The organism is Streptomyces sp. RFCAC02, from assembly GCF_004193175.1.
Taxonomy (GTDB): Bacteria; Actinomycetota; Actinomycetes; order Streptomycetales; family Streptomycetaceae; genus Streptomyces.
In genome coordinates, this window is record NZ_SAUH01000001.1 from 5,695,432 (window position 1) to 5,716,981 (window position 21,550).

The following is a 21,550-nucleotide window of genomic DNA, read 5'->3' on the forward strand; positions in this document are numbered from 1 at the left end:
CCCACGGCGCGCGAAATCCCCCGAGCCTCCCGCCCATGGCCCGACCGGCCCGGCTGTGGCATCATCACCGGACCCCGGTGTCCCGGCGCTGCCGCGCAGGAAGGAAACGCGTTTCCCATGACCGCCAGGCCCGCGCCAGGCCCCTCGGGGCGCACGCCGACGATCCGTGACGTCGCCGCCCGCGCCGGCGTCTCGCCCGGCACCGTCTCCAAGGCCCTCAACGGCCGGGGCAGGCTCCGCCCCGAGACCCGCGACCTGGTGCGGCGCGTCGCCGACGACCTCGGCTTCCGCCCGCACCACACGGTGCCGGCGGCTCCGGCCGGCCGCACGTACACCGTGGGGCTGCTCACCACCGACAGCGTCGGCCGGTTCAGCCTGCCCGTGCTGCTCGGCGCCGAGGACGCCCTCGGCGCCGACCGGATCTCCGTCTTCCTCTCCGACACCAGGGGGGACCGCATCCGCGAGCGGCACTACGTCCGCACGCTGCTGGAGCGGCGCATCGACGGCCTCATCGTCACCGGCCGCCGCACCGACCCCCGCCCGCCGCTCGACCTGCCGTCGCCGGTGCCCGTCGTCTACGCGCTGGGGCCGTCCACCGACCCGGACGACATCTCGGTGGTGCCCGACGACGGGGACGGCGCCCGCCAGGCCGTCGAACACCTCCTGGCCACCGGCCGCCGCCGCATCGCCCACCTCGCCGGCCCGCCGGACCACCACGCCAGCACGGAGCGTGCGGAGCACGTCACGCTCACGCTCCGCGCCGCCGGCCTCGACCTCGCCGGCGGACAGCCGTACTTCGGCGCGTGGAGCGAGGCGTGGGGCCGGCAGGCGACCGCGATCGCGCTGCGCGCCGACCCGGCGCTGGACGCCCTGTGCTGCGCGAACGACCTGATCGCGCGCGGCGCGGCCGACGCGCTGCGCGAGTCCGGGCGGCGCGTGCCGGACGACGTCGCGGTCGTCGGGTACGACAACTGGGAGATCATGGCCGCCGCCACCCGCCCCCCGCTGACCACGGTGGACCTGAACCTGGAGGAGCTGGGCCGCACCGCCGCCCTCCTCCTGACGGAGTCGATCGAAGGGCGCCCGGAACCCGGCGTACGGCGCCTGCCGTGCCGCCTGGTCGTCCGCGAGTCCGCCTGATCCCTGTCACGGGGCACCGACCCTCCGTCCACGTTCCGTGCCGGGACCGGACCGCCGGCCGCACCCCGCCCGTGGTGCTCGTCACGTCCCATTCCGCGTCCACTACCGGGCCCGGAGGAAACGGCGATGACGAAAGGGCGGGACTTCCGTCCCGGGCGGGCGGGGACAATGCCGGGAAGGGCGGGCGGAAAGGCGTCACACCGCCGGACAACCGGACGGAAATCGCAGGTGGGAGCGGTGATGCCGGTCACCCCCCGCTCCACCGCCCGGTCTCTCGTCCCCTGCCGGAAATTCCCCTCCGAGCGATTCCTCCCCGCTACGACGGAAGGTCGTAACAGGGCGCCTTGGCACGCCTCCGCGGCGGCGGTTATCCATGAACGTGTCCGGCCCGCCTGGGCGGACGACCCCGGAAAACTGCGAGGTATCCCCATGCCGAACAGCACCACGCTCCGCAGCCTGAACCTGCGACTGCGCTCCCGTGCGGGCGTCGCCCTGTCCACCGGCCTCATCGCGTCCCTGGGCGTCACAGGTGCGGCCCTGACGGCCGGCGGCGGGCACGACACGGCCCCGGCCACCGAGGCCGAGAGCCACGAGCAGGCCGCCCCGTCCTGGACGACGCCGATCCACGAGGACGACTACACCCTGTCCGCGACCTACGGGAACAGCGGTGACCGCTGGGCGAGCAAGCACAGCGGCCAGGACTTCGCCGTCCCCACCGGCACGGATGTGCAGGCCGCCCACGGCGGCACCGTCGTGAAGGCCGGCGGCAACGGTGCCGGCGACGGCCCGGCGTACGGCAACGCCGTCGTCGTCCGCCACGACGACGACACCTACACCCAGTACGCGCACCTGTCCGAGATCGACGTCGCGGTCGGCCAGAAGGTGACGACCGGCGAGACGATCGCCGAGTCCGGCGACACGGGGAACAGCTCCGGTCCCCACCTCCACTTCGAGGTCCGCACCACCCCGGACTACGGCTCCGCCGTCGACCCCATGGCGTTCCTCCACCACCACGACGTGGACGCCTGACCCGCGCCCACCCGCCCCGGCCGCCCCCGCACCCCGACGGAGGCGGCCGGGATGCCGTCCCGCGCGGGGTGGGGGAGTGTGGGAACGGCGCCCCCGCGCCCGTCCGGATCCCCCCGCTCACGCACCGTGAGGTCCCGCGAGTGATGAGTTCCGCAGCCCCCGCAGGCCGCGCGCACGGCGCGGGGGACGGTCCCGTCTGGGAGTCCGTCCCCTTCCCCGTCGTCGTCGCGGACGCCGGGGGCACGGTGCTGCACGCCTCCCCCCGGGCCGCCGCGCTGCTGCCCGACGCCGCCCCGGGCACGTCCCTGTCCGCCGCCGCCCCCTCCTGGCTGGCCGCAGCCCACCGCAGGGTCACGGGCGGCACGGGGTCCCGGTCGCACCACCCGGACGACCACCCCGTCAGCGGCCGGCTGGCCGACCGCACCCTGCGGGCACTCCCCGTCAGCGCCCGTGACGGCACCGTCGCCTGGTGGCTCACGGACGAGACGGAGCTGCGCGGCCTGGACACCGCCCTCGACCGCGCGCGCCAGCGCGCCGCCTTCCTCGCCGAGGCGTCGAGCCGCCTCCTGGCCTCCCTGAACACCGACCGCTGCATGGAGACCATCGCCTCGCTGGCCGCCACGCACCTGGCGGACGCCGCCCTCGTCGTCGCCGCCACGAGCGGGCAGGCCGGCCCCGTCGCCCACTGCGTACGCGGGGGCGAGCCCGGCATCGAACGGCTGGTCCCCGACCCGGCGCGCCTCCCGGAACTGGACGCCGCCTTCACCGGCCACCTGCCCGCCACCCGCCGCCTGGCCCCCGGGGCCGTCCCCGACTGGGCCGTGCCCTCCGGTTTCGGGCCCGTCGGCTCCGCCGTCGTCGCGCCGCTCCCGGGCCGGGGGACGCCGGTGGGCGCCCTGGTGCTGCTGTACGTCCCGGACCGGCCGCCGGACCGCCTCGACGCCGTTCCCGCCACCCACGACGACCCGGCCCTGCGGAACAGCGCGGGAAGCGGCGACGGCGCGGACGACCCGGACAGCGCCGACTACTTCGTCCGCCTGTTCGCCGCGCGGGCCGGCGCCGCGTTCACGGCCGCACGCCTCTACGGCGAGCAGGCGGCGATCACGCGCACGCTCACCCGGGACCTCCTGCCGCCCCGTGTCACCGCGCTGCGCGGCGTCGAGTTCGCGTCCGGGTACCGCCCGTCGGGTGTCGGCGAGAGCGTGGGCGGCGACTTCTTCGACGTCCACCCGGACGCCGCCGACGGCGCCGAACCCCTCGTCGTCCTCGGCGACGTCAGCGGCAAGGGCCTGGACGCCGCCGTCCTCACCGGCAAGATCCGCAGCACCCTCCGCGCCCTCGCCCCCCTGGCCGCCGACCACGAACGGGTGCTCCACCTCCTCAACAGCGCCCTGCTCGGCACGGCCGGCGACCGCTTCGCGACGCTCGTGCTCGCCTCCGTACGCCCCGACCCGGCCGACGGCACGGTGCGGCTGCGGCTCACCAGCGCGGGCCACCTGCCGCCGCTGGTCGTCCGCACCGACGGCACGGTCGACGAGGTCGCCGCCGGCGGCACCCTCATCGGCGTCCTCCCCGAGACGGAGGCCCACACCGTCACCGCCGTCCTCGCGCCCGGCGACGTCTGCCTGCTCTACACGGACGGCATCACCGAGGCCAGGGGCGGCCCGCTCGGCGACGCGTTCTTCGGCGACGGGCGGCTGCGCGCCGCGCTCGCCGAGACGGCGGGGCTGCCCGCCGAGGCCATCGTCGAGCACGTCCAGATGCTCGTCTCCCAGTGGATCGGCCCCCGCCGCCACGACGACATCGCCCTCGTCGCCCTCCGCGCCCCCGCCCCCCCGGCGGCGCACCGCACCGGGGACGGTCCGGGATGAGCGGCCACGACGCGGCCCGCGCGTGGGCCGACCGCCTGTGGCGCGCCGTCGTCGCGGGGGACGAGGCCGCCGCAGCCGACACGGCCTTCGCCGCCCTGGAGGCGGGCCTGCCCGCCGAGGACGTCCTCCTCGACGTCGTCGGCGCCGTACAGCGCCGTGTCGGCGACGCGTGGGCCGCCAACCGCGTGACCGTCGCCGACGAGCACGCCGCCACCGCCATCAACAACCGCGTCATCAGCGCCGTCGCCGCCCACCCCGCCGCGCCCCGGCCGGGTCCCCCGCGCGGCCGGATCACGGCGGCCTGCGCCGACGGCGAGTGGCACGCCCTGCCCGCCCGGCTCCTCGTCGAGGTCCTGCGGCTGCGGGGCTGGCGCGTGGACGACCTCGGCGCGCAGGTGCCCGTACCCCACCTGGTCGAACACCTCCTCGGCACCGGCCCCGACGCGGTGGCGCTGTCCACCTCCCTGGCCACCCGCCTGCCCGCAGCGCACGAGGCGGTCATCGCCTGCCAGGCCACCGGCGTGCCGGTGCTCGTCGGGGGCGCCGCGTTCGGCTGGGACGGGCGGTACGCGCGGCTCTTCGGCGCCGACCTGTGGTTCCCCGACGCGCGGGCAGCGGCGGACCGCCTGGACGAGGGCCCGCTGCCGCGGCCGGCGTCCGACCACCGCGCCACGGACGACCTGCCCCACCTCGCCGACCGCGAGCACCTGCGCATGACGCGGGCCGCCGCCGGGCTCGTCAGGGAGGCCGTCGAGACCGCCCGCACCGCCGACGGCCCGCCCCCGCCCGCCGAGCGCGTCGCCACCCTGCTGGACTTCCTCGCGGCCGCGCTCTACACCGACGACGACGACCTCTTCACCGGCTACCTCACCTGGACCACGGACGTCCTGACCGCGCGCGGCGAGGACACCGCCCACCTGCCGGACGTCGTCGCCCTGCTCCGCCGCCGCCTCGACGACCTGCCCCGCGCCCGGCGCATCCTCACCCGGGGCGCGGAAGCGCTGTCCGGCCCACGGCCCTGACGGGATCCGCCGGGGACGATGGCCTATCGTCCCGGCATGGAGCGAACACCCGAGAACGGCATACCGCGGACCCCCGTCACCGCGGACGACGTGGCCCTCGCCGTCCGTCTGGCCGTGGCCGCGCTGCGCGAGGCACCGGCAGGAGCCTGGGACGTCCCGGCCGGCTCCCTGGAATGGGACTGCTGGGAGACCGCCGAGCACCTCGCCGACGACCTCTTCGCCTACGCCACCCAGCTCGGCCCCGCGGCGCCCCCGCTCGACGGGAACGTGCCGTTCGTGTGCGAGAGCCGGCGGCCCGGCGGTCCGGCGAACGCCGTGCACGCGGACCGGGCCGCGGGACCCGCCGGTCTGCTGCAGGTGCTGGAGGCGAGCGGCGCGCTGCTCGTCGCCATGGCGCGCACGACGCCCCCGCACGTCCGCGCGTACCACGTCCACGGCGTCGCCGACCCCGAGGGCTTCGCGGCGATGGGCGTCGTGGAGACGCTGGTGCACACCCACGACCTCGCCCGGGGCCTCGGGGTGCCCTGGGACCCGCCGGCCGGGCTGTGCGCACGGGTGCTCGCGCGGCTGTTCCCCGACGCGCCGGGGCCGGCGGACGCGCCCGACCCGTGGCGCACGCTCCTGTGGGCGACGGGGCGCGCCGACCTGCCGGGCCGGCCGCGCCTCACCGCGTGGCGCTGGGACGCCCGGCCCCGCCCGTAGCGCGTGCCGTGCCCGTCACGGGGCGAGGGCGAAGAGGAGGAACAGGAACGCGGCCAGGACGTGCCCGATGACGCCGTAGACCAGGATCCGGACCCACAGCCCGCGCGGGATGCGGTCGACATCGCGGCGGCGGACCGGGGCGGGCGGCTCTTCGGGCATGGCGGTCTCCTCGAACGTCGGGACGGGGGCGTCGTGCGTCAGTGCGCCGGGCCGCCGAGACACAGCTCGGCGGTGGGGGACTGCAGGAGGGTGTGGACGAACAGGAGGTCCGCCCCCGGGGGTGCCGCCGCGCCGATCCGGTGCGGGGTGAGGGAGTCGAAATGGGCGCTCTCGCCCTCGTCGAGGAGGTGCTCGGCGTCCCCGAGGACCAGCCGCAGCCGCCCGGTCAGCACGTACAGCCACTCCTCGCCCGGGTGCACGCGCACGAGGTCGCCCTGCGCGCTCTCGAACGGCACATGGACACGCAGCGCCTGCATGGCCCGGCCCGGGACCCCGACGCGCCGGTACGTCCAGCTCCCGGCCCGGTGGGCGGCGGCCGTGCCGGCCCGCACGACCGGGTCGGGCGCCGGGACCGCCTCGCCCAGCAGGCCGGAGACCGTCGTACCGTAGACGCGCGCGAGGTTCAGCAGCACCGGCAGCGACGGCTGGCGGTGGCCCGTCTCCAGCCGGGACAGGTGGGCCGGGGAGAGCCCGGCCCGGCCCGCCGCGGCCTGCAGCGTCAGGCCGGCCGCGCGGCGCAGCTCACGCAGCCGCGCCACGACGGCGGCCGTCCCGCCGGACGTCTCGGGAACGCTCGGGGTCATGCTCCGATTGAGCCAGAGGCTTTCCTGTGGGGCAAATCCTTTGCCTGAGAGGCAAAAGACGGGGCGGTGCCCCGTCGTGGACCCGGGGCGCATCCGGCCGTGAGTCCGCCGGGCCTCAAGGGATGTCCCCGCTCCAGCGCCACACCCCGTCGGCCCGTGGGTCGGGCTCGTAGAGGGACCGGCCGCCGGGGTACGTCCCCCGGTCGGAGGGAAGCGCCACACCGATCGCGATCTCGTCCGCCGACAGGGCGGAGACGTCGAGCAGTTCGCCGTCGAGCGGCCCGCCGTAGAGCTGCACCATCGAAGCCATGGGCCCACCCTGGCAAACATCCCCCGCTATGTCAGGACTCCTGCGTCCCTCCGCGCCCGGGGCGGCTGCGGTAGGCGCCGGGCGGCGTGCCGTACTGGCGCTTGAACGCGTGGGTGAAGGCGTACGGCGAGGAGTACCCGACCCGTTGGGCGATCGAGGCGACCGGGGCGTCGCCCGTGCGCAGGAGCCGGGCGGCCGTCGTCAGCCGCCACCATGTCACGTAGGCCAGCGGCGGGCGTCCGGTCAGCCGGGTGAAGCGGCGGGCGAACGCGGCGCGGGACAGGCGCGCCTGCCGGCCCAGCTCCTCGACGGTCCACGGCCGGGCCGGGTCCGCGTGAACGGCCCGGAGCGCGGCCGCGATGGACGGATCGCGCAGCGCGGCGTCCCAGCCGGTGGGGGTGTCGTCGCAGGAGTGCCGCGCGTCGAGCCAGGACCGCAGGATGTACAGCAGAAGCAGGTCGAGCAGGGCGGGGAGTGCCGCGTCGGCGCCGGGGCGGGGCGGGTGCCGCAGTTCGGTCGCGAGGAGCCCGACCGCGGCGCGCAGTTCGGGATGCCGGCCGTTTCGTGCCGGCAGGTGGACGATCTCGGGAAGCTCGCCGAGGAGCGGGTGGAGGTCGGCCCGGTCCAGCAGGTAGGCGCCGCAGAGCAGCACCACGGTCGGATCCCCGTCGCCGGCGCCGTGCCGTATGCCCGCGTCGGGCGCGGGGACTTCGCGCACCGGGGTCGTCGGGGCGTCGGCCAGGCCGTGGGCGGAACCGTGCGGCAGGAACACCACGTCACCGGTGTCCAGCGCGATCGGCTCGGCCCCGGGCGGCAGCAGCCAGCACGTGCCGTCGAGGACCACGTGGAAGCCGGCCGCCCGCGAGGCGGGGAACCAGCGGCCGAAGGGAGCCGATCGCGCGTCGCGTGCCGAGTGCGGCCGGCCGGTGCGCGCCGCGGCGACCACGTCCGAGAGGACATCCATCCGTTCACCGTAGGCCAACCGCCGCCCGCGCGAAGACGATCGCGCAACCGGGGGAGCGCTTCACGTATTCAATCGTCTTCCCCGGGCGCCATACGGTTCGACGGAAGCCGGGGTCCGCACGGAACCCGGCCCGGTGAGCAGGAGAACCACATGAGCACTGACACGAGCACCGACATGAGAATCGCCGTCTTCGGGGCGAACGGATACCAGGGGAAGCTCGTCGTCGCGGAGTTGGCGCGGCGCGGGATCGACGCCGTCCTGGTCGGCCGCGACCCCGACCGGCTGGCACGGGCCGCGGCCGCGGTCGGTGTCCCCGACGCGGAGCGGCGTGTCGCCACCGTTCAGGACGCTCCGGGACTCGTCGGGGCGCTGCGGGGGTGCGACGCGGTCATCAACTGCGCGGGACCGTTCACCGCGTCGGGTACGCAGGTGGTGCGCGCCGCGATCGCGGGCGGACTGCACTGTGTCGACACGTCCGGCGAACAGCTCCACATACGGGCCGTCTTCGACACCTTCGGGACGGCGGCGCGGGAGGCGGGGGTCGCCGTCGTGCCCGCCACCACCGACGCGTGCGTGCCCGTGGATCTCCTCGCCCACCTCGTCGCGGCCCGGCTCGGCCCGCTGGACGAGCTGGTCAGCACCCATGTGATCGCCGGGGGCGGCGCGCCGTCGCGCGGCTCCCTGCGCTCCGCGATCGGGACCATCGAGGCGATCAGGGCGGGCGGACTCGTCCACGAGGACGGGGACTGGCGTCCGGCCACGGATGCCCCGCGGACCGCCGTCACGCTGCCGGGGGAGCCGGGGGCGACCCCGGTCGCGCCGTTCCCCCTGCCGGAGGTGATCACCGTCCCGCGGCATGTCGCCGTCCGCCGCATGGCCGGACTGACCGAGGCCGGGCTGACGGAGCGGCTGAACCGTCCGGTGCCGCCGGAGGTCGTCGACAGTCTCCCCGAAGGGCCGACCGGTGAGGAACGCCGCCGGCAGCGCTTCCGTTACGTGCTCGACGCGCTCGGCACCGGCGGCCGGCGTGCCCGGGGCATCGTGCGGGGGAGCGACACGTACGGCACGACGGCGGTGATCGCCGTCGAGAGCGCTCGCCGCCTGGCCGCCGAACCGCCCGGGGCCGGGGTCCTCGCTCCCGCGCAGGCCTTCGGCGCCGCCGATTTCCTCGACCACCTCGGCCGGCACGGGCTGCGCTGGAGCATCGAGGAGCCGCCGGCCGGCTGACCCGTACCGTCAGGGCCGTCCGGTGTTCCGGGCCGGGGCGGGGAGGGGGAAGCGGACACCGGTCAGACGTTCCGACAGGTCCCACAGGCGCCGGCCGGTCTCCCGGTCGGTCGCCGCCGGGGCCGGTGTCACGAGGGCCGGTCCGCCGCGCAGCTCCGCCGGCCCGTCGGGGCCGATGAACTGCCCGCTCTCCACGGACGGGTGGGCCGCCGCGTACAGCAGCGGCAGCGCGCCCCGCTCCGGCGCCTGGGCGAGGACACGGTTGCCGAGTGCGCCGAGCAGGAACCGCCACAGCCCGGTGGGGCCGTCGTGCTGGAGGCCGGTGGCCGCGTAGCCGGGGTGGGCGAGCACGCTGCGGACCGGGCTGCCGGCCGCCGCGAGGCGCCGGTGCAGCTCGCAGCCGAAGACGGCGTTGGCCAGTTTCGACTGCCGGTGACGACGGTCGTGCGTCCGGTCAGGTCGGGGATGTCGCGCGCGTTCCAGTGATCGTTCCGCTTCATGCGGCATAGGCTGTCTTTGTTGTCACTCGGTGTCAAGCGGGTCGTCAGGTGTCATCTGTGGCGTGGCGCTACACTCGCCGGGTGAACGCTCGCCCCGAGGCCACCCTGGCCCAGCGCAAACGCCAGCTCGTCGCCGACGAACTCACCGAGGCGGCGCTCCTCCTGCTGGTGCGCGAGGGCTTCGACGCGGTCACGGTGGACGAGATCGCCGCCACCGCCGGCGTGTCCAAGCGGACGTTCTTCCGCTACTTCGCCTCGAAGGAGGACGTGGTCGTCCGGTTCCTCGCCGACATGGGGACGGACATCCGCGCCGGGCTCGCGGCCCGCCCGCCGGAGGAGCCGCCGTCCGAGGCGCTGCGGCACGCCGTGACCGTGCCCCTGGCCGCCTGCGTCGGCCACTCCGACCGGGCGCTCAGCGTCGTGCGGCTGATCCTCGGCACGCCGGCGCTGCTGGCGCGCTTCCTCGAACGCCAGGCGCGCTGGCGCGAGGACCTCGCGGTGGAACTGGGGCACCGGCTCGGTCTCGATCCCGCCGACGACCTCTACCCGCGGCTGGCCGCCGGCATGGCGCTGACCGCCTTCGACACCGTGCTGCACCGCTGGACCGCCGGCGACGGCGCCGAGGACCCCGTCGAACTGGCCGCCCGGGCCTTCACCGTCATCGCCCCGGCGCTGGACACCCCCGCCGCCCGCTGAGCAGCCGGCGCCGCCGGTGAACGGTACGTCAGCCGGCGGCGATACGGGCCAGCCGCCGTTCCAGCGCCTCGCGGCACCGCGGCCACTCCTCGGCGACGATCGAGAAGACCGCGGAGTCGCGCAGCAGACCGTCCTCACCCGGCACCCAGGACCGCGACCAGTTGCGCAGCACCCCCTCGAACCGCGCGCCCACCGCCTCGATCGCCGCGCGGGAACGGGCGTTGCGCGCGTCCGTCTTCAGATCGACGCGCGCGACCCCCCACGTCTCGAAGGCGTGCCGGAACAGAAGGTACTTCGCCTCCGTGTTCACGCCCGTGCCCTGCGCCGACGCCGCGAGCCAGGTGGAACCGACCTCGACCGCGCACAGGCCGTCCCCGGAGGGCCAGGGGCGCGGGTCCCAGTAGGAGGTGGAGCCCACCACACGCCCCGACGCGCGCTCGACCTGCGCGTACGGCACGACGACTCCGGCGGCGGCACGCGCGAGCTGCGTGTCGACGTACGCCGCCGCCCCGTCCGCCGTGGGCACCCAGGTGAAGCCGTAGGAGCTGCGGTCCTCCTCCGCCGCGGCGGCGAGGCCGGCCGTGTGCCGGTGCGCGAGCGGTTCGAGGCGCACCCGCTCCCCCTCGAGAACCGGCCCCCGGAACATGACACCCATCGAACGGCACCCCTCACACCCGCGCGGACCCTCCGCCGCCGGTGAGCCCGTATCCTCCCCGGCCGGTCGTGCCGTTGTCACCCCCGATTCGCCGCCGCCCCCGCCCGGCACGGCGGCCGGACGGGGGCGGCGGGCGCCGGACGTCACCTCGCGGCGGCGGCCCGGACCTCCGTGAGCAGGTCGTACATCGTCTGCCCCGGGCAGTCGGTCTCCAGCCAGTCGCGGTGGCCGCTGACCGTCGTCACGTCCTTCGTCACACCGTCGACCGGGTTGACGAACGTGGTCGCCGCCTGCGGGTCGAGACCGCCGAGGAGGGAGAGCACCTTCACCAGCCGGACCAGGGACTCCTTGGCCGCGTCCGTCGGGCCGGTGTCGGTGAGCGTGCCGAGCAGGGCGATGCCGAGGTTGCCCGAGTTGTAGCCGGCGGTGTGGAACGCGGTGACGAGATCGCCGTTCCCGTCGAAGGCGGGGGCGCCGTCCTCGCCCGAGTAGCGGCCCTCGTAGACGTTCCCCGCCTCGTCGATGAGGAAGTGGTAGCCGATGTCGCCCCAGTCCAGGGTGATCGCGTGGTACTCGTAGATCGCCCGGATCGTGGCGGCGGGGTCGGCGTCACCGTTGGGCGTGTCGGTGTGGTGGACCGTGATCGTCTGCAACGGGTAGTACTTCTCAGGCGAGTTGACCTGCCCGTCCTTGTACCGCTTCGACTCGTCCGCGCCCCAGGCCGGGCGCGAGAGGTAGCGCACGCCCCGCACGCGGGTCGGCTCCGACGGCACCTCGACGCCGCGGCTCGGGCCGTCGGTGGTGTCGATGGCGACCGACCGTATGTCCGTCGCGCTCGCCGGCGCCGTCACCTCGTAGGCCGTGGCCGCGCCCGCGGCCACCAGCGCGGTGCCGCCGTCCTCGACGGCCGCGCAGCCGCCGCCGCGCACCGTCCGCCAGCCGTCGGCTGCGCCGTCCCCGTCCCTGAACCGGATGCCCGCGCCGTCCCGCGCGCCCTGCCACCGCAGCGCGACGTACGAGGCGGCGAACCCGGCCGAGGCCGCGCCGTCACCGCTGGCCGCGGCGGAACGGGTCTCGGGGAAGTCCTCGGACCGTGTGCCCGCGGCGGCCTGCGGAGCCGCGTCGTCGGCGGGCCCGCCGGATCCGCCGGAGTCGGTGACCGCGAAGACCGCCGGGGTCACGCCGGCGCCGACGGCCACGGCTCCGGCGCCGCCGAGCACGGCACGCCGGGAGAAGGGACGCTTCCTGCGGTGGGTGGTGGTGTGGGGGGACTCTGACACGGAGATGTTTCCCTTTCAGTGGTTCACATGACGGCACGTCGCGCGCTCCCGCGACGGCGCGCCTGCACATCCTGTGACGCTAATGCCCGGCCGCGCCCGTTCGGGCCGCGAACGGCGTAATGTCCTGCGAAGGTCGGGCGAAGGTCCTGTACCCGTCCGGTAGGACCGAGCGTGTCCGGCGGCGTCCGCGGCACGGTCACGGGAAGTCGGGCGACGGGGAGCCGGCTTCGTCCACCTCCGGGAACAGCGTGTGCCGATGGGGCGCGGAGGCGGCCGATGCTCAACGGATCGGGGATGCCGGCGGCTCCGGGAGGCCCGACGCCGTCTGCGTCCCACCGGTGACGACGGCCCTGGAGACCGAGCCGTCTCGTCTCCCGGCCGGCGGACCCGAGGGGGCATCTGCGGCGGCAGCCGTCACGACTCCGGCAGGCGCAGGACGAGCACCGCCACGTCATCGGTGCTGCCGGGCGGCATACGGGCCACGAGCTGGTCGCAGAACTCCTCCAGGGGCGCGTCGGCGAGCGCGAGCGCGTGCCGCCGCAGCCGGCCCATGCCGGTGTCCAGGTCGGTGCCGGGGATCTCGATCAGGCCGTCGGTGTACAGCACGAGGGTGGAGCCCGGCGGCAGGGGCGCGGTGGCGTCCGGACGGCCCCGGCCCGCTTTCGTACCGGTGCCCAGGAGGAGTCCCCGTCCGCCGTCGAGGTACTCCGCGTGCCCGTCGGGCGTCATCAGCAGCGGCGGGGGGTGCCCCGCGTTCGTCCAGCGCAGCGTCCAGGGGCCGTCGGGCGGCCCCTCGACCCGGGCGAGGACGAGCGTGGCCATCGAGACGGTGGTGATGGCGGGCATGGCGTCGTCGAGACGGTCGATGATGAGGCCCGGCGGCTCCGCGCGGTCCCAGGCCAGGGAGCGCAGTATGCCGCGCAGTTGGGCCATCCCGGCCGCCGCCGTCAGGTCGTGGCCGACGACGTCGCCGATGACCAGCGCCGTCACACCGTCGCGCAGGAGGAAGGCGTCGTACCAGTCGCCGCCGACCTGCGACCCGGCCGGCGCGGGCTGGTAACGGGCGGCGAGACGCAGCGGACCGCGCCGGGGCAGCGGCGTGAGGAGGTTGCGCTGCATGGCCTCGGCGATGTCGCGCTGCTGCCCGAAACGGCGGGCGTTGTCGAGGGACAGGCCGACCCGGTGGCCGATGTCGGTGGCCAGGCGCAGGTCGTCCGCGTCGAAGGGCCGCTCGGGATCGGTCCTGGCCAGCGTCAGGGCGCCGGTCAGCTGGCGGCCGGAGCCCAGGGGGACCACGATGACGGAGGTCGCCCCGATGGCCCGCAGGAAGCGGCTCTGGACGGCGGCCAGCGGGGAGTCGGGCTCCTCCGCGATCTCGGCGGCGCCCTGGATCACGGGTTCGCCGCCGTGGAGGGCGCGCACCAGCGGCGCGCGGGACCGTCCGCCGTCGCCGGGCAGCGGGCCCTGCCAGGTCTCCCCGCCGATCTCCCGGCCCTCGGGACCGTTGACCGCGACCCGGCGCGCCTCGCCGTCCGCCGTGCGGAAGTCCACGGCCGTCCAGTCGGCGAGGCGGGGGACGAGGAGACGGCCGAGCCGGGAGAGGCTCTCCTCGGTGTCCAGCGTCCGGGTGAGCACCCCGGTGATCTCCGTGACCAGGGTCAGCCGGTCCGTCAGCTCCTCCAGCGCGGACGTGTGCGCCCTGCGCCGTCGGTCCGCGCTGCGGTCGGCGGTGATGTCGGTGAACAGCACCGCCATGCCCCGGAAGACCCCGTCGTGGACGACCGGCGCGGCGGACCAGGCGACGGGGAGCGCCCGCCCGTCACCGCGCAGCAGGAAGTCGTTCCCGCCGCGGGCCTCGGTGCGTCTCTCCAGCGCCCGGAGCAGCGCGCACCGGCCGCGCGGAACGGGGGTCCCGTCGGTGTGCCGGTGCAGCAGTCCGTGGGCGTCCTTCCCGTGCAGCTCCTCCGCGGTGCGGCCGAGCAGCCGGCGGGCGGCGGGGTTGGCCGCGAGGATCCGTCCCGCCGGGTCCACGACGGCCAGCGGTGTGCCGAGCTGCGCGAAGAGGCTCTGCCAGAAGTCCGGTTCCAGCGCCTTCCCACGGTCGCCGCTCTCGTCCACGCGCGCCCTCCAGTCGGTTCCCGCCGGGCCGGTCGTTCGGTGACCCCGATGATCCCCGATCCGCGCCCCCGGGGGGCGCCGACACAGCGCGCGGACGTGCCCCGGGCTCCGGTCCGGTCGTACACGGGCGACCCCCTGTGACGGATACCCAGGCGCGCGCCGGTCACCTGCGGCTCTTGACACTCCTCTGCGGGCCGGTAGCGTCTGCGCCGGACCGCCACGGCACGTGCGGTTTTCTCGCACCGTGTCCTGAATGGTTTCACCTCGCCTCACCCAGCCCTTCGAGGGCCGGCCACGGAAGAAACGCCCCGCGCCGTGCTCGCCGCCAACATGGCGAACCACCACGAGGACGGCTCGGCCACCTGCGCCTTCGTCACGCCCTCTGCGGTCGACGACCGTCCCGCGCATCGGGCCGACCCGCTCGCGAACGACCAGGACTGGCACCTCGTGCTGTGGATGCTCACGGAGGAGACACCGGACGCCCCCGTCCAGGGCTGAGCGTGACGCCGGTCCTCATGACCCGTCGTGGCCGTGAGGACCGACGTCGTCACCTTTCCTTGCGGGCTCGGGTGAAAGCCTCATGCCGGGCGCGCAGCGCGGAGAAGTCGTCGTGGGGGAAGGTCCGCGCGATGAAGTCGAGGCCGGAGCCGATGTCCAGACGGAAGTACGGCGGGAAGCCGGGGTCGTGGGGATCGGCGAAGAGGTACTGCCAGCCGTGCAGGCCGCGGGTGAGCAGCAGCGCCTCCAGGTACTCGGGGTAGCTGAGGCCGAGGCGTACCAGGGTGCCCGAGGTGCTGACGGAGTACCAGATCTCGGGCTGCCCGGACCCGTCGAGGACGACGCCGTCCTCGGCCCTGAACCCGGCGATCGCGCCGTTCCCCGTGTGCGCGGTGCCGTCGAAGCCGTGGAGGACGCGTTCGGTGAACCCGCCTTCCTCTTCCTCGTCCTCGCCGTCCTCGTCCCCCGGGCCGTAGACCTCGGAAACGTTGGCGACCCGTCCGTGGTCTCCGCGCTCCGGCGCCGGCCAGTCCCCTTCGGACACCGTGTCGGGAACCGAGCCCACGCAGGCGTTCACCAGATGGGTGAGCCCCACCTCGCCGCCGATAGTGGTGTCCTCGGTCGCCCTCCAGTAGCAGCACAGGTCGCCGTACCGGTGGAAGTTGCGGGCCATGGACGGGGCGAGGGCCAGGCCCGCGACCTTCCTGATCACCTCAAGCGCGTGCTCGGGACCGGTGAGCCAGGTGGCGAGGGGAGCCTTGTCCGCGACGCGCACCGTGATGGCGTCGTTGTCACGGAGGCCGGCGAGCATGGCCACCAGTCCGTCCTCGTAGCCCGTCATGTCCGTTCCCCTCGTCGAGCACGTGCGGACCGCGCCAGCTTAGCCAAGTCCCCAGCCGTAAGCCCGGGCCGACCGCAAGACCATCCGCAAGCCCGATGCCGCCTTCGTGAGGCGGGAACCACCATGCCGGTGGAGACCTATCAGGAGGAGCGCATCATGTCGTACCCGGAAGACCTCGCGTACCCGGAAGTCCGCTACCACGGCGACAAGGGCGAGGTGAGCGCGACCTTCCGCCCGGCCGGCACCCCGCCGGACATCTCCTCACCCGGCGCCACCACCCACTACCTCGCCACCCACGAGTCGACCGGCGGTGAATTCGGCCTGTACAAGGTGGAGCTGGGCGCACGGTCCGCTGGAGCCAAGACCCACCTCCACAAGGCGATGTCGGAGTCCTTCTACATCCTCTCCGGCGAACTGGAGCTCTACAACGGCGAGAAGTGGGTCACGGGCCGCGTGGGCGACTTCCTGTACGTACCGGTCGGCGGCCTGCACGCCTTCAAGAACGTGACCGACGAGCCCATGTCCATGCTCATGCTCTTCTCTCCCGGCGCACCGCGCGAGGAGTACTTCGAGCGGGTCGCGGAGATGACGCGGCGCGGTGGCGAGGAACTCAAGCGGTTCCGCATCCGGCACGACAGCTACTTCGTGGAAGACCTTGAGCCCGGGAAGGAGTAGTCCGGGGCCGCCGAGGGACTGCCGAGTTCGGGGACAACCGCTCCGGCCCGGGCAGGGGGGCCGCCTCCCCGGGCCGGAGCGGCCGGACCCCAATAGGGTGGGGCCGGTCCGGGCGGGAGGGAGAACACGATGGGGTACCGAGGCGTTCTCGTGGCGCTGTTCCTGCTGCCTGCCGTGTGGGGAGCGGCCGATCTCGCCGGCGGCCTGACCGCGTCCGACGAGGTCGTGTGCCCCGGCGAGAACGTGGGCGCGGACGGGGAGGAACGACCGGGGCCGATGCGTCCGGGCGACACCGAGTGCTCGGTGCTCGACGGATCGACGGCGGTCGCCACCAGGACGTACGCGCAGCAGCAGCGGGTGCAGTCGGCCCAGCGGCGCCGGGACGTCAGGAACGGGACGCTGCTCCTGGCCTACGGCGCCGCCGGCGTGCTCCTCACCCGGCTCGCGGCGCGGCCGGCTCCCCGCACACCGCCGGGCGTCCGGGAAAACCCCGCGCGCCCGGATCACGCCCCCGGCTAGACTCCGCTCCATGCAGATCCTGATGTACGGCTGACACGGCCCCCGCCCACCGCGCCCCACGCCTCCGGCGTCGGGTGGCGCGTCGGCCTGCCGTCTCCCACCAGCCGTACACCTGAATCGAGTGATCCTCCATGTCCCGTCGCCGCGCCCATGTCGCGATGGTCGGCATCCCCGCCGTCAGCCACGTCCTGCCCGGTCTCGCCGTCATCCGTGAACTCGTGGCCCGTGGCCACCGCGTCACCTACGCGAACGACCTCCCGGTCGCCGACCTGATCACCGCGACCGGGGCCGAGTTCGTCCGGTGCGCCTCCACCCTCCCCGTCGCCGACAACGCCTGGCCCGACGACCCGATCGCCGCCATGGGCCTCTTCCTCGACGACGCAGTCCGGGCGCTCCCGCAGCTCCGCGCCGTCTACGACCCCGACCCCGCGGACCTCTACCTCTACGACATCGGCGCGTACGCCGCGCGCGTCCTCGCCGAGTCGCAGGGCCGCCCGCTCGTCCAGCTCTCCCCGACCTATGTGGCGTGGGAGAGCTACGAGCGGGAAGTCGCGGCCCACATCTGGCGGTTGCCCGGCGCCGACGCGTACCGGGAGCGGTTCGGGCGGTGGCTGGCCGGCTGCGGCGCGACGACCACCGACATGGACGCCTTCTCGGGACGCCCGCCGCGGGTGCTCGCCCTGATCCCGCGCGCCATGCAGCCGCACGCGGACGAGACCGACGGCGACACGGTCACGTTCGTCGGCCCCTGCCCCGGGGACCGGTCGGCCGACGGCACCTGGGAACGCCCGGACGGCGCCGAACGGGTCCTGCTGGTCTCCCTCGGATCCGCCTACACGCGCCGCCCCGAGTTCTACCGGGAGTGCCTGGCCGCCTTCGGTGACCTGCCCGGCTGGCACATGGTGCTCCAGATCGGGAAGTACACCGACCCGGCCGGGCTCGGGCGCATCCCCGGCAATGTCGAGGTCCGCTCCTGGGTGCCGCAGCCCGCCGTCCTGGAGCGTGCCGACGCGTTCATCACCCACGCCGGAATGGGGAGCAGCGCCGAGGGGCTGCTCGCCGGTGTTCCGATGATCGCCGTCCCCCAGGCCGTCGACCAGTTCACCAACGCCGACCGGCTCGTCGAACTCGGCGTCGCCCGCCGAATCGACACGGCCGACGCCACCGCCGACGCACTCCGCACGGCGCTGCACGAGCTGGTCACCGACCCGGAGGTCGCCCGCCGCTCGGCGCGGCTGCGCGCCGACGCGCTCGCCGAGGGCGGCACGCGACGGGCGGCCGACCTGATCGAGGAGCTGCTGCCCTGACCCTCACGGTTCCCGGCCGGCCCGGCCGGGAACCGGCGGGGCACGCCCCGGCGTCCGCGGGATCATGACGACACGTCGGGACTCGCCGGGCGCCATGGGCGTGGTGTGCGCCATCGCCGGTGTCGGGGCCGCCGTCGGGTTCGGCGCGTGGCTGTACGCGCCGCCGGCCGGGTACCGCTGGTCGTTCGAGGGGGAGGGGCCGAGCGCCCCGTACACCGTCGACCTGCCGCTGGTGGTGTGCGGCGTCCCGGTGGCGGCCCTGCTCGTCCACCTCGCGGCCGGCGCCGTCCTGCGCCGCCGGTGGGCGCGTCTCCTGGCCGTCGGCGCCGCGCTGGTGCTGCTCGGCTGGTGCGCGTCGGTCTGGATGGGTGCGCGGGAGCCCTCCGTGCCGTACGGCACGGAGGGCTCCTGACCGGCGGACCCTCAGCCCTTCACGCAGACGACCTGCTTCAGCGCGGCCACGACCTCGACCAGGTCCCGCTGCCGGTCGATGACCTGCTCGATCGGCTTGTAGGCGCCCGGGATCTCGTCCACGACGCCGGAGTCCTTGCGGCACTCGACGCCGCGCGTCTGCGCGACGAGGTCCTGCTCGGTGAACCGCCGCTTCGCCGCCGTCCGGCTCATCCGCCGCCCCGCGCCGTGCGACGCGGACCGGAAGGACGCCGTGCTGCCGAGCCCGCGCACGATGTACGAGCCGGTGCCCATGGACCCCGGGATGATGCCGAGGTCGCCCGACCCGGCCCGGATGGCGCCCTTGCGGGTCACCAGCAGGTCCATGCCGTCGTACCGCTCCTCCGCCACGTAGTTGTGGTGGCAGGAGATCACGTCGTCGAACCGCGGCCGGGCCTTGGCGAACTCCTTGCGCACGATGCCCTGTAGCAGCGCCATCATCACGGCCCGGTTGTGCCGGGCGTACTCCTGCGCCCAGAACAGGTCGTGCCGGTAGGCGTCCATCTGGGGCGTGCCGGTGACGAACACCGCGAGGTCACGGTCGATCAGACCCTGGTTGTGCGGCAGCTTCTGCGCGACACCGATGTGGTGCTCCGCCAGCTCCTTGCCGATGTTCCGGGAGCCGGAGTGCAGCATGAGCCACACCGCGTCCTCGGTGTCGAGGCAGACCTCGATGAAGTGGTTCCCGCCCCCGAGCGACCCCATCTGCCGGTCGGCCCGCTCCCTGCGGAACGACACCGCGTCCGCCACGCCGTCGAAACGCCCCCAGAAGTCGTCCCAGGCACCGCCGGGGAAACCGTGCAGCCGGGCCGGGTCCACCGGGGTGTCGTGCATGCCGCGCCCGACCGGGACGGCCTGCTCGATGCGCGACCTGAGCCGCGACAGGTCACCCGGCAGGTCGTTCGCGGTGAGCGAGGTCCGGACGGCCGACATGCCGCAGCCGATGTCCACGCCCACCGCCGCCGGGCACACCGCGCCCTCCATGGCGATGACGGAACCGACCGTCGCCCCCTTGCCGTAGTGCACGTCCGGCATGACCGCGAGGCCGCGCACCCAGGGCAGCGTGGTCACGTTGTGGAGCTGCCGCATCGCGGCGTCCTCCACCTCCGCCGGATCCGCCCACATCCGGATCGGCACCCGTGCCCCGGGCAGCTCGGTGTACATGGAATCCCCCTGTCGGTGACGTTCGGTGACCCATTGTCGGCCGCCGGCCCGTCACCCGGGCAACAGGTTTTCGACCGCGCGGGTACGGCAGCCTCAGCGGCGGTCGCCGGCGCGCTGGGCCTCGATGCGCGCGATCTGCACCTGTGCCCAGGCCCGTACGCACGCCGACACGGCGACGATCAGGACCACGGCGCCGAACGCGGTCGCCCAGACGACCGCTGCCGATGTGGCCACCTGCGCCTCCGAAGACTTCGCGGGGAAACGGGAGTTGACGTCCCGAAGGAGTGTCTGCCTCCGGATTGGCGTTGATATGCCGAGTCCGTCCCCTCGTACCCGTCCCGTGACCCCGCCCCCGGGTCAGGCCCCCGCCAGCCGGCGTACCGCCGTGACCAGGCGCGTCACGTGCTCCTCGGGCGTACCCGCGCCGAAGCTCGCGCGCACCGCCTGGAGCGGCCCCTCGCAGTCGCCGTCGGCACCCGCCTCCCCGAGCAGGCGGCGGACGAGCGGCTGGGCGCAGAACAGGCCGGCGCGCACCCCGATGCCGTACCGGTCGGACAGCGCGCGCGCCAGGCCGTCGCCCGACCACCCCTCGACGGTGAACGACACGACGGGGACCCGTTCGGCGTCCGCCCCGAACAGGCTCAGTTCCCGGACGGCCGGGATCGTGGCCAGGCCGTCGCGGAGCAGCCCGAGGAGGTGCCGCTCACGGCCGGCCGGCGTGCCGGGGCCCGCGTCCGTCAGGGCGCGGCACGCCGCCGCGACGGCCAGGGCACCGATGACGTTGGGCGATCCGGCCTCGTGCCGTGCCTCGCCGGCCGCCCACTCGACCGCCACGCCGCCGCCGGGGGCGCGGGTGACCAGCCGGGTGGCGCCGCCGCCGGCGAGGTAGGGCGCGGCGCGGTCGAGCCAGTCGCCGCGCCCGGCGAGCACCCCCGAGCCGAACGGCGCGTACAGCTTGTGCCCGGAGAACGCCACCCAGTCCACGTCCAGGTCGCCGATGTCCACCCGGCGGTGCGGCACGAGCTGGGCCGCGTCCAAAGCCACCCGGACGCCGGACCGGTGGGCCGCGGCGGCCAGTTCCCGCACCGGCCACAGCTCACCGGTCACGTTCGACGCGCCGGTGACGCACAGCAGCGCCGGCCGGCCGGCCGGCAGCGTGGCGAAGGCCGCCGCGGCCGTGGCGACGGCCTCCGCCGGGCTCGCCGGCGCGTCGAGCCAGGTGACGTCGTGACCGTGGTGCGCCCAGGGCAGCAGTGCGGCGTGGTGCTCGGTCTCGAAGACGAACACACGCGTGCCGGCGGGCAGGGCGGCCGCCAGGAGGTTGAGCGAGTCGGTCGTGGACCGGGTGAAGAGCACCCGGTCGTCCGCGCGGGCGCCGACGAACCCGGCCACCGTCCGCCGCGCGTCCTCGAACACCCCGGTGGTCAGCCGCGACAGGTGTCCTGTGCCCCGGTGGACGCTGCCGTACAGGGGCGCGTGTGCCGCGACCTCGTCCCACACCCGGCGCAGCACGGGGGCACTGGCGGCGTAGTCGAGGGCGGCGTACTCGACCTCGCCGCCGGTGGCGAGCGGGGCGGTGACGCCGGCGCTGAGGACGGCGAGCGCGTCGTCCCCGGTGGCGGCGGGCGCGGAAACGGACTGGGCAGGCGTGGACATGGGGTTGCCTCCGTCGGGCATGGCGGGGCGGCGTCACGGGGCCGCCCGACGCGTCGCGGGACGCGTGACGTGGAGACCGGGCACGCGCGGGCGGCGACCGGCCGGGAAAGGGCTGGGGGAAGG

At 75.1% G+C, this 21,550-nt stretch carries 24 protein-coding genes; 12 read left to right on the forward strand and 12 right to left on the reverse strand.

Annotation, left to right across the window (positions count from 1 at the left end; genetic code table 11):
* The first annotated feature begins 117 nt into the window (after window positions 1–117).
* From EMA09_RS26250 to EMA09_RS26270, 5 genes are all read left to right on the forward strand, one after another.
* Complete coding sequence (locus tag EMA09_RS26250) at window positions 118–1,140, forward strand: LacI family DNA-binding transcriptional regulator (protein ID WP_129843438.1); 1,023 nt, start codon at window positions 118–120, stop codon at window positions 1,138–1,140.
* A gap of 429 nt (window positions 1,141–1,569) precedes the next feature.
* Window positions 1,570–2,169, forward strand: a complete 600-nt coding sequence (locus EMA09_RS26255; protein ID WP_129843439.1) for a M23 family metallopeptidase — start codon at window positions 1,570–1,572, stop codon at window positions 2,167–2,169.
* Between the two features lie 143 nt (window positions 2,170–2,312).
* Window positions 2,313–4,040: a PP2C family protein-serine/threonine phosphatase gene (locus EMA09_RS26260; protein WP_129843440.1), complete on the forward strand. Its 1,728-nt coding sequence runs from the start codon at window positions 2,313–2,315 to the stop codon at window positions 4,038–4,040.
* Window positions 4,037–5,062, forward strand: coding sequence for a B12-binding domain-containing protein (locus tag EMA09_RS26265; RefSeq protein WP_129843441.1), 1,026 nt, complete (start codon window positions 4,037–4,039; stop codon window positions 5,060–5,062). Before EMA09_RS26260 ends, EMA09_RS26265 begins: the two co-directional genes overlap by 4 nt.
* 36 nt (window positions 5,063–5,098) lie before the next feature.
* Window positions 5,099–5,764 carry a hypothetical protein gene (locus EMA09_RS26270; RefSeq protein WP_129843442.1) on the forward strand — a complete coding sequence of 222 codons (666 nt, stop codon included), beginning with the start codon at window positions 5,099–5,101 and terminating at the stop codon, window positions 5,762–5,764.
* Between the two features lie 15 nt (window positions 5,765–5,779).
* Here the strand turns inward: EMA09_RS26270 and EMA09_RS28555 are convergent, their stop codons facing one another.
* The 4 genes from EMA09_RS28555 to EMA09_RS26285 all read right to left on the reverse strand — a co-directional run bounded on the left by EMA09_RS28555 (window position 5,780) and on the right by EMA09_RS26285 (window position 7,841).
* Entirely contained in the window at window positions 5,780–5,923 is a 144-nt protein-coding gene (locus tag EMA09_RS28555; protein ID WP_168220811.1) for a DUF6126 family protein, read from the reverse strand.
* 38 nt (window positions 5,924–5,961) lie between these two features.
* Window positions 5,962–6,567, reverse strand: a complete 606-nt coding sequence (locus EMA09_RS26275) for an XRE family transcriptional regulator (protein WP_129843443.1) — start codon at window positions 6,565–6,567, stop codon at window positions 5,962–5,964.
* Between the two features lie 115 nt (window positions 6,568–6,682).
* Window positions 6,683–6,877 carry a hypothetical protein gene (locus tag EMA09_RS26280; protein ID WP_129843444.1) on the reverse strand — a complete coding sequence of 65 codons (195 nt, stop codon included), beginning with the start codon at window positions 6,875–6,877 and terminating at the stop codon, window positions 6,683–6,685.
* Between the two features lie 31 nt (window positions 6,878–6,908).
* Window positions 6,909–7,841, reverse strand: a complete 933-nt coding sequence (locus EMA09_RS26285; protein ID WP_129843445.1) for an AraC family transcriptional regulator — start codon at window positions 7,839–7,841, stop codon at window positions 6,909–6,911.
* A gap of 150 nt (window positions 7,842–7,991) precedes the next feature.
* Between EMA09_RS26285 and EMA09_RS26290 the strand changes: the two genes are divergently transcribed.
* Entirely contained in the window at window positions 7,992–9,068 is a 1,077-nt protein-coding gene (locus EMA09_RS26290; protein ID WP_240796580.1) for a saccharopine dehydrogenase NADP-binding domain-containing protein, read from the forward strand.
* 9 nt (window positions 9,069–9,077) lie between these two features.
* On the opposite strand, the gene EMA09_RS26295 is transcribed toward EMA09_RS26290, so the two are convergent.
* Window positions 9,078–9,575: a short-chain dehydrogenase gene (locus tag EMA09_RS26295; protein WP_346655860.1), complete on the reverse strand. Its 498-nt coding sequence runs from the start codon at window positions 9,573–9,575 to the stop codon at window positions 9,078–9,080.
* Window positions 9,576–9,649: 74 nt separating this feature from the next.
* Here EMA09_RS26295 and EMA09_RS26300 point away from each other — a divergent pair, with 74 nt between their 5' ends.
* Window positions 9,650–10,264, forward strand: coding sequence for a TetR family transcriptional regulator (locus EMA09_RS26300; protein ID WP_129843446.1), 615 nt, complete (start codon window positions 9,650–9,652; stop codon window positions 10,262–10,264).
* 28 nt (window positions 10,265–10,292) lie between these two features.
* Here EMA09_RS26300 and EMA09_RS26305 read toward each other — a convergent pair whose 3' ends face one another.
* From EMA09_RS26305 to EMA09_RS26315, 3 genes are all read right to left on the reverse strand, one after another.
* A complete protein-coding gene (locus EMA09_RS26305; protein WP_129843447.1) occupies window positions 10,293–10,919 on the reverse strand; it encodes a GNAT family protein in 627 nt (208 codons plus the stop codon).
* 143 nt (window positions 10,920–11,062) lie between these two features.
* Window positions 11,063–12,199: a peptidoglycan recognition family protein gene (locus EMA09_RS26310; RefSeq protein ID WP_240796581.1), complete on the reverse strand. Its 1,137-nt coding sequence runs from the start codon at window positions 12,197–12,199 to the stop codon at window positions 11,063–11,065.
* Between the two features lie 414 nt (window positions 12,200–12,613).
* Entirely contained in the window at window positions 12,614–14,317 is a 1,704-nt protein-coding gene (locus EMA09_RS26315; RefSeq protein WP_168220599.1) for a SpoIIE family protein phosphatase, read from the reverse strand.
* Window positions 14,318–14,632: 315 nt separating this feature from the next.
* On the opposite strand from EMA09_RS26315, the gene EMA09_RS29175 reads away from it, so the two are divergent.
* Window positions 14,633–14,815, forward strand: coding sequence for a hypothetical protein (locus EMA09_RS29175; RefSeq protein ID WP_240796582.1), 183 nt, complete (start codon window positions 14,633–14,635; stop codon window positions 14,813–14,815).
* 49 nt (window positions 14,816–14,864) lie between these two features.
* Here EMA09_RS29175 and EMA09_RS26325 read toward each other — a convergent pair whose 3' ends face one another.
* Entirely contained in the window at window positions 14,865–15,656 is a 792-nt protein-coding gene (locus EMA09_RS26325) for a hypothetical protein (protein WP_129843448.1), read from the reverse strand.
* 156 nt (window positions 15,657–15,812) lie between these two features.
* Between EMA09_RS26325 and EMA09_RS26330 the strand changes: the two genes are divergently transcribed.
* From EMA09_RS26330 to EMA09_RS26345, 4 genes are all read left to right on the forward strand, one after another.
* On the forward strand, window positions 15,813–16,331 hold the full coding sequence (locus tag EMA09_RS26330; protein ID WP_129843449.1) for a cupin domain-containing protein: 519 nt from the start codon (window positions 15,813–15,815) through the stop codon (window positions 16,329–16,331).
* A gap of 129 nt (window positions 16,332–16,460) precedes the next feature.
* Window positions 16,461–16,850, forward strand: coding sequence for a hypothetical protein (locus EMA09_RS26335; protein ID WP_129843450.1), 390 nt, complete (start codon window positions 16,461–16,463; stop codon window positions 16,848–16,850).
* 131 nt (window positions 16,851–16,981) lie between these two features.
* A complete protein-coding gene (locus EMA09_RS26340) occupies window positions 16,982–18,157 on the forward strand; it encodes a macrolide family glycosyltransferase (RefSeq protein WP_129843451.1) in 1,176 nt (391 codons plus the stop codon).
* Window positions 18,158–18,221: 64 nt separating this feature from the next.
* A complete protein-coding gene (locus EMA09_RS26345) occupies window positions 18,222–18,569 on the forward strand; it encodes a hypothetical protein (RefSeq protein WP_129843452.1) in 348 nt (115 codons plus the stop codon).
* An 11-nt stretch (window positions 18,570–18,580) separates the two neighbouring features.
* On the opposite strand, the gene EMA09_RS26350 is transcribed toward EMA09_RS26345, so the two are convergent.
* From EMA09_RS26350 to EMA09_RS26355, 3 genes are all read right to left on the reverse strand, one after another.
* Entirely contained in the window at window positions 18,581–19,771 is a 1,191-nt protein-coding gene (locus EMA09_RS26350) for an RtcB family protein (protein WP_129843453.1), read from the reverse strand.
* Window positions 19,772–19,864: 93 nt separating this feature from the next.
* Window positions 19,865–20,005 carry a hypothetical protein gene (locus EMA09_RS28560; RefSeq protein WP_168220812.1) on the reverse strand — a complete coding sequence of 47 codons (141 nt, stop codon included), beginning with the start codon at window positions 20,003–20,005 and terminating at the stop codon, window positions 19,865–19,867.
* 123 nt (window positions 20,006–20,128) lie between these two features.
* On the reverse strand, window positions 20,129–21,427 hold the full coding sequence (locus EMA09_RS26355; RefSeq protein ID WP_129843454.1) for an aminotransferase class V-fold PLP-dependent enzyme: 1,299 nt from the start codon (window positions 21,425–21,427) through the stop codon (window positions 20,129–20,131).
* Window positions 21,428–21,550 lie beyond the last annotated feature (123 nt).

Coding starts and splice junctions, on each gene's coding strand:
- EMA09_RS26265 (WP_129843441.1), top strand. CDS start 4,037: ATGAGCGGCCACGACGCGGCCCGCGCGTGGGCCGACCGCCTGTGGCGC.
- EMA09_RS26305 (WP_129843447.1), bottom strand. CDS start 10,919: ATGGGTGTCATGTTCCGGGGGCCGGTTCTCGAGGGGGAGCGGGTGCGC.
- EMA09_RS26355 (WP_129843454.1), bottom strand. CDS start 21,427: ATGTCCACGCCTGCCCAGTCCGTTTCCGCGCCCGCCGCCACCGGGGAC.
- EMA09_RS26325 (WP_129843448.1), bottom strand. CDS start 15,656: ATGACGGGCTACGAGGACGGACTGGTGGCCATGCTCGCCGGCCTCCGT.
- EMA09_RS26350 (WP_129843453.1), bottom strand. CDS start 19,771: ATGTACACCGAGCTGCCCGGGGCACGGGTGCCGATCCGGATGTGGGCG.
- EMA09_RS26260 (WP_129843440.1), top strand. CDS start 2,313: ATGAGTTCCGCAGCCCCCGCAGGCCGCGCGCACGGCGCGGGGGACGGT.
- EMA09_RS26290 (WP_240796580.1), top strand. CDS start 7,992: ATGAGCACTGACACGAGCACCGACATGAGAATCGCCGTCTTCGGGGCG.
- EMA09_RS26280 (WP_129843444.1), bottom strand. CDS start 6,877: ATGGCTTCGATGGTGCAGCTCTACGGCGGGCCGCTCGACGGCGAACTG.
- EMA09_RS28555 (WP_168220811.1), bottom strand. CDS start 5,923: ATGCCCGAAGAGCCGCCCGCCCCGGTCCGCCGCCGCGATGTCGACCGC.
- EMA09_RS26250 (WP_129843438.1), top strand. CDS start 118: ATGACCGCCAGGCCCGCGCCAGGCCCCTCGGGGCGCACGCCGACGATC.
- EMA09_RS26330 (WP_129843449.1), top strand. CDS start 15,813: ATGTCGTACCCGGAAGACCTCGCGTACCCGGAAGTCCGCTACCACGGC.
- EMA09_RS26335 (WP_129843450.1), top strand. CDS start 16,461: ATGGGGTACCGAGGCGTTCTCGTGGCGCTGTTCCTGCTGCCTGCCGTG.
- EMA09_RS26285 (WP_129843445.1), bottom strand. CDS start 7,841: ATGGATGTCCTCTCGGACGTGGTCGCCGCGGCGCGCACCGGCCGGCCG.
- EMA09_RS26295 (WP_346655860.1), bottom strand. CDS start 9,575: ATGCCGCATGAAGCGGAACGATCACTGGAACGCGCGCGACATCCCCGA.
- EMA09_RS26340 (WP_129843451.1), top strand. CDS start 16,982: ATGTCCCGTCGCCGCGCCCATGTCGCGATGGTCGGCATCCCCGCCGTC.
- EMA09_RS26275 (WP_129843443.1), bottom strand. CDS start 6,567: ATGACCCCGAGCGTTCCCGAGACGTCCGGCGGGACGGCCGCCGTCGTG.
- EMA09_RS26270 (WP_129843442.1), top strand. CDS start 5,099: ATGGAGCGAACACCCGAGAACGGCATACCGCGGACCCCCGTCACCGCG.
- EMA09_RS26255 (WP_129843439.1), top strand. CDS start 1,570: ATGCCGAACAGCACCACGCTCCGCAGCCTGAACCTGCGACTGCGCTCC.
- EMA09_RS26345 (WP_129843452.1), top strand. CDS start 18,222: ATGACGACACGTCGGGACTCGCCGGGCGCCATGGGCGTGGTGTGCGCC.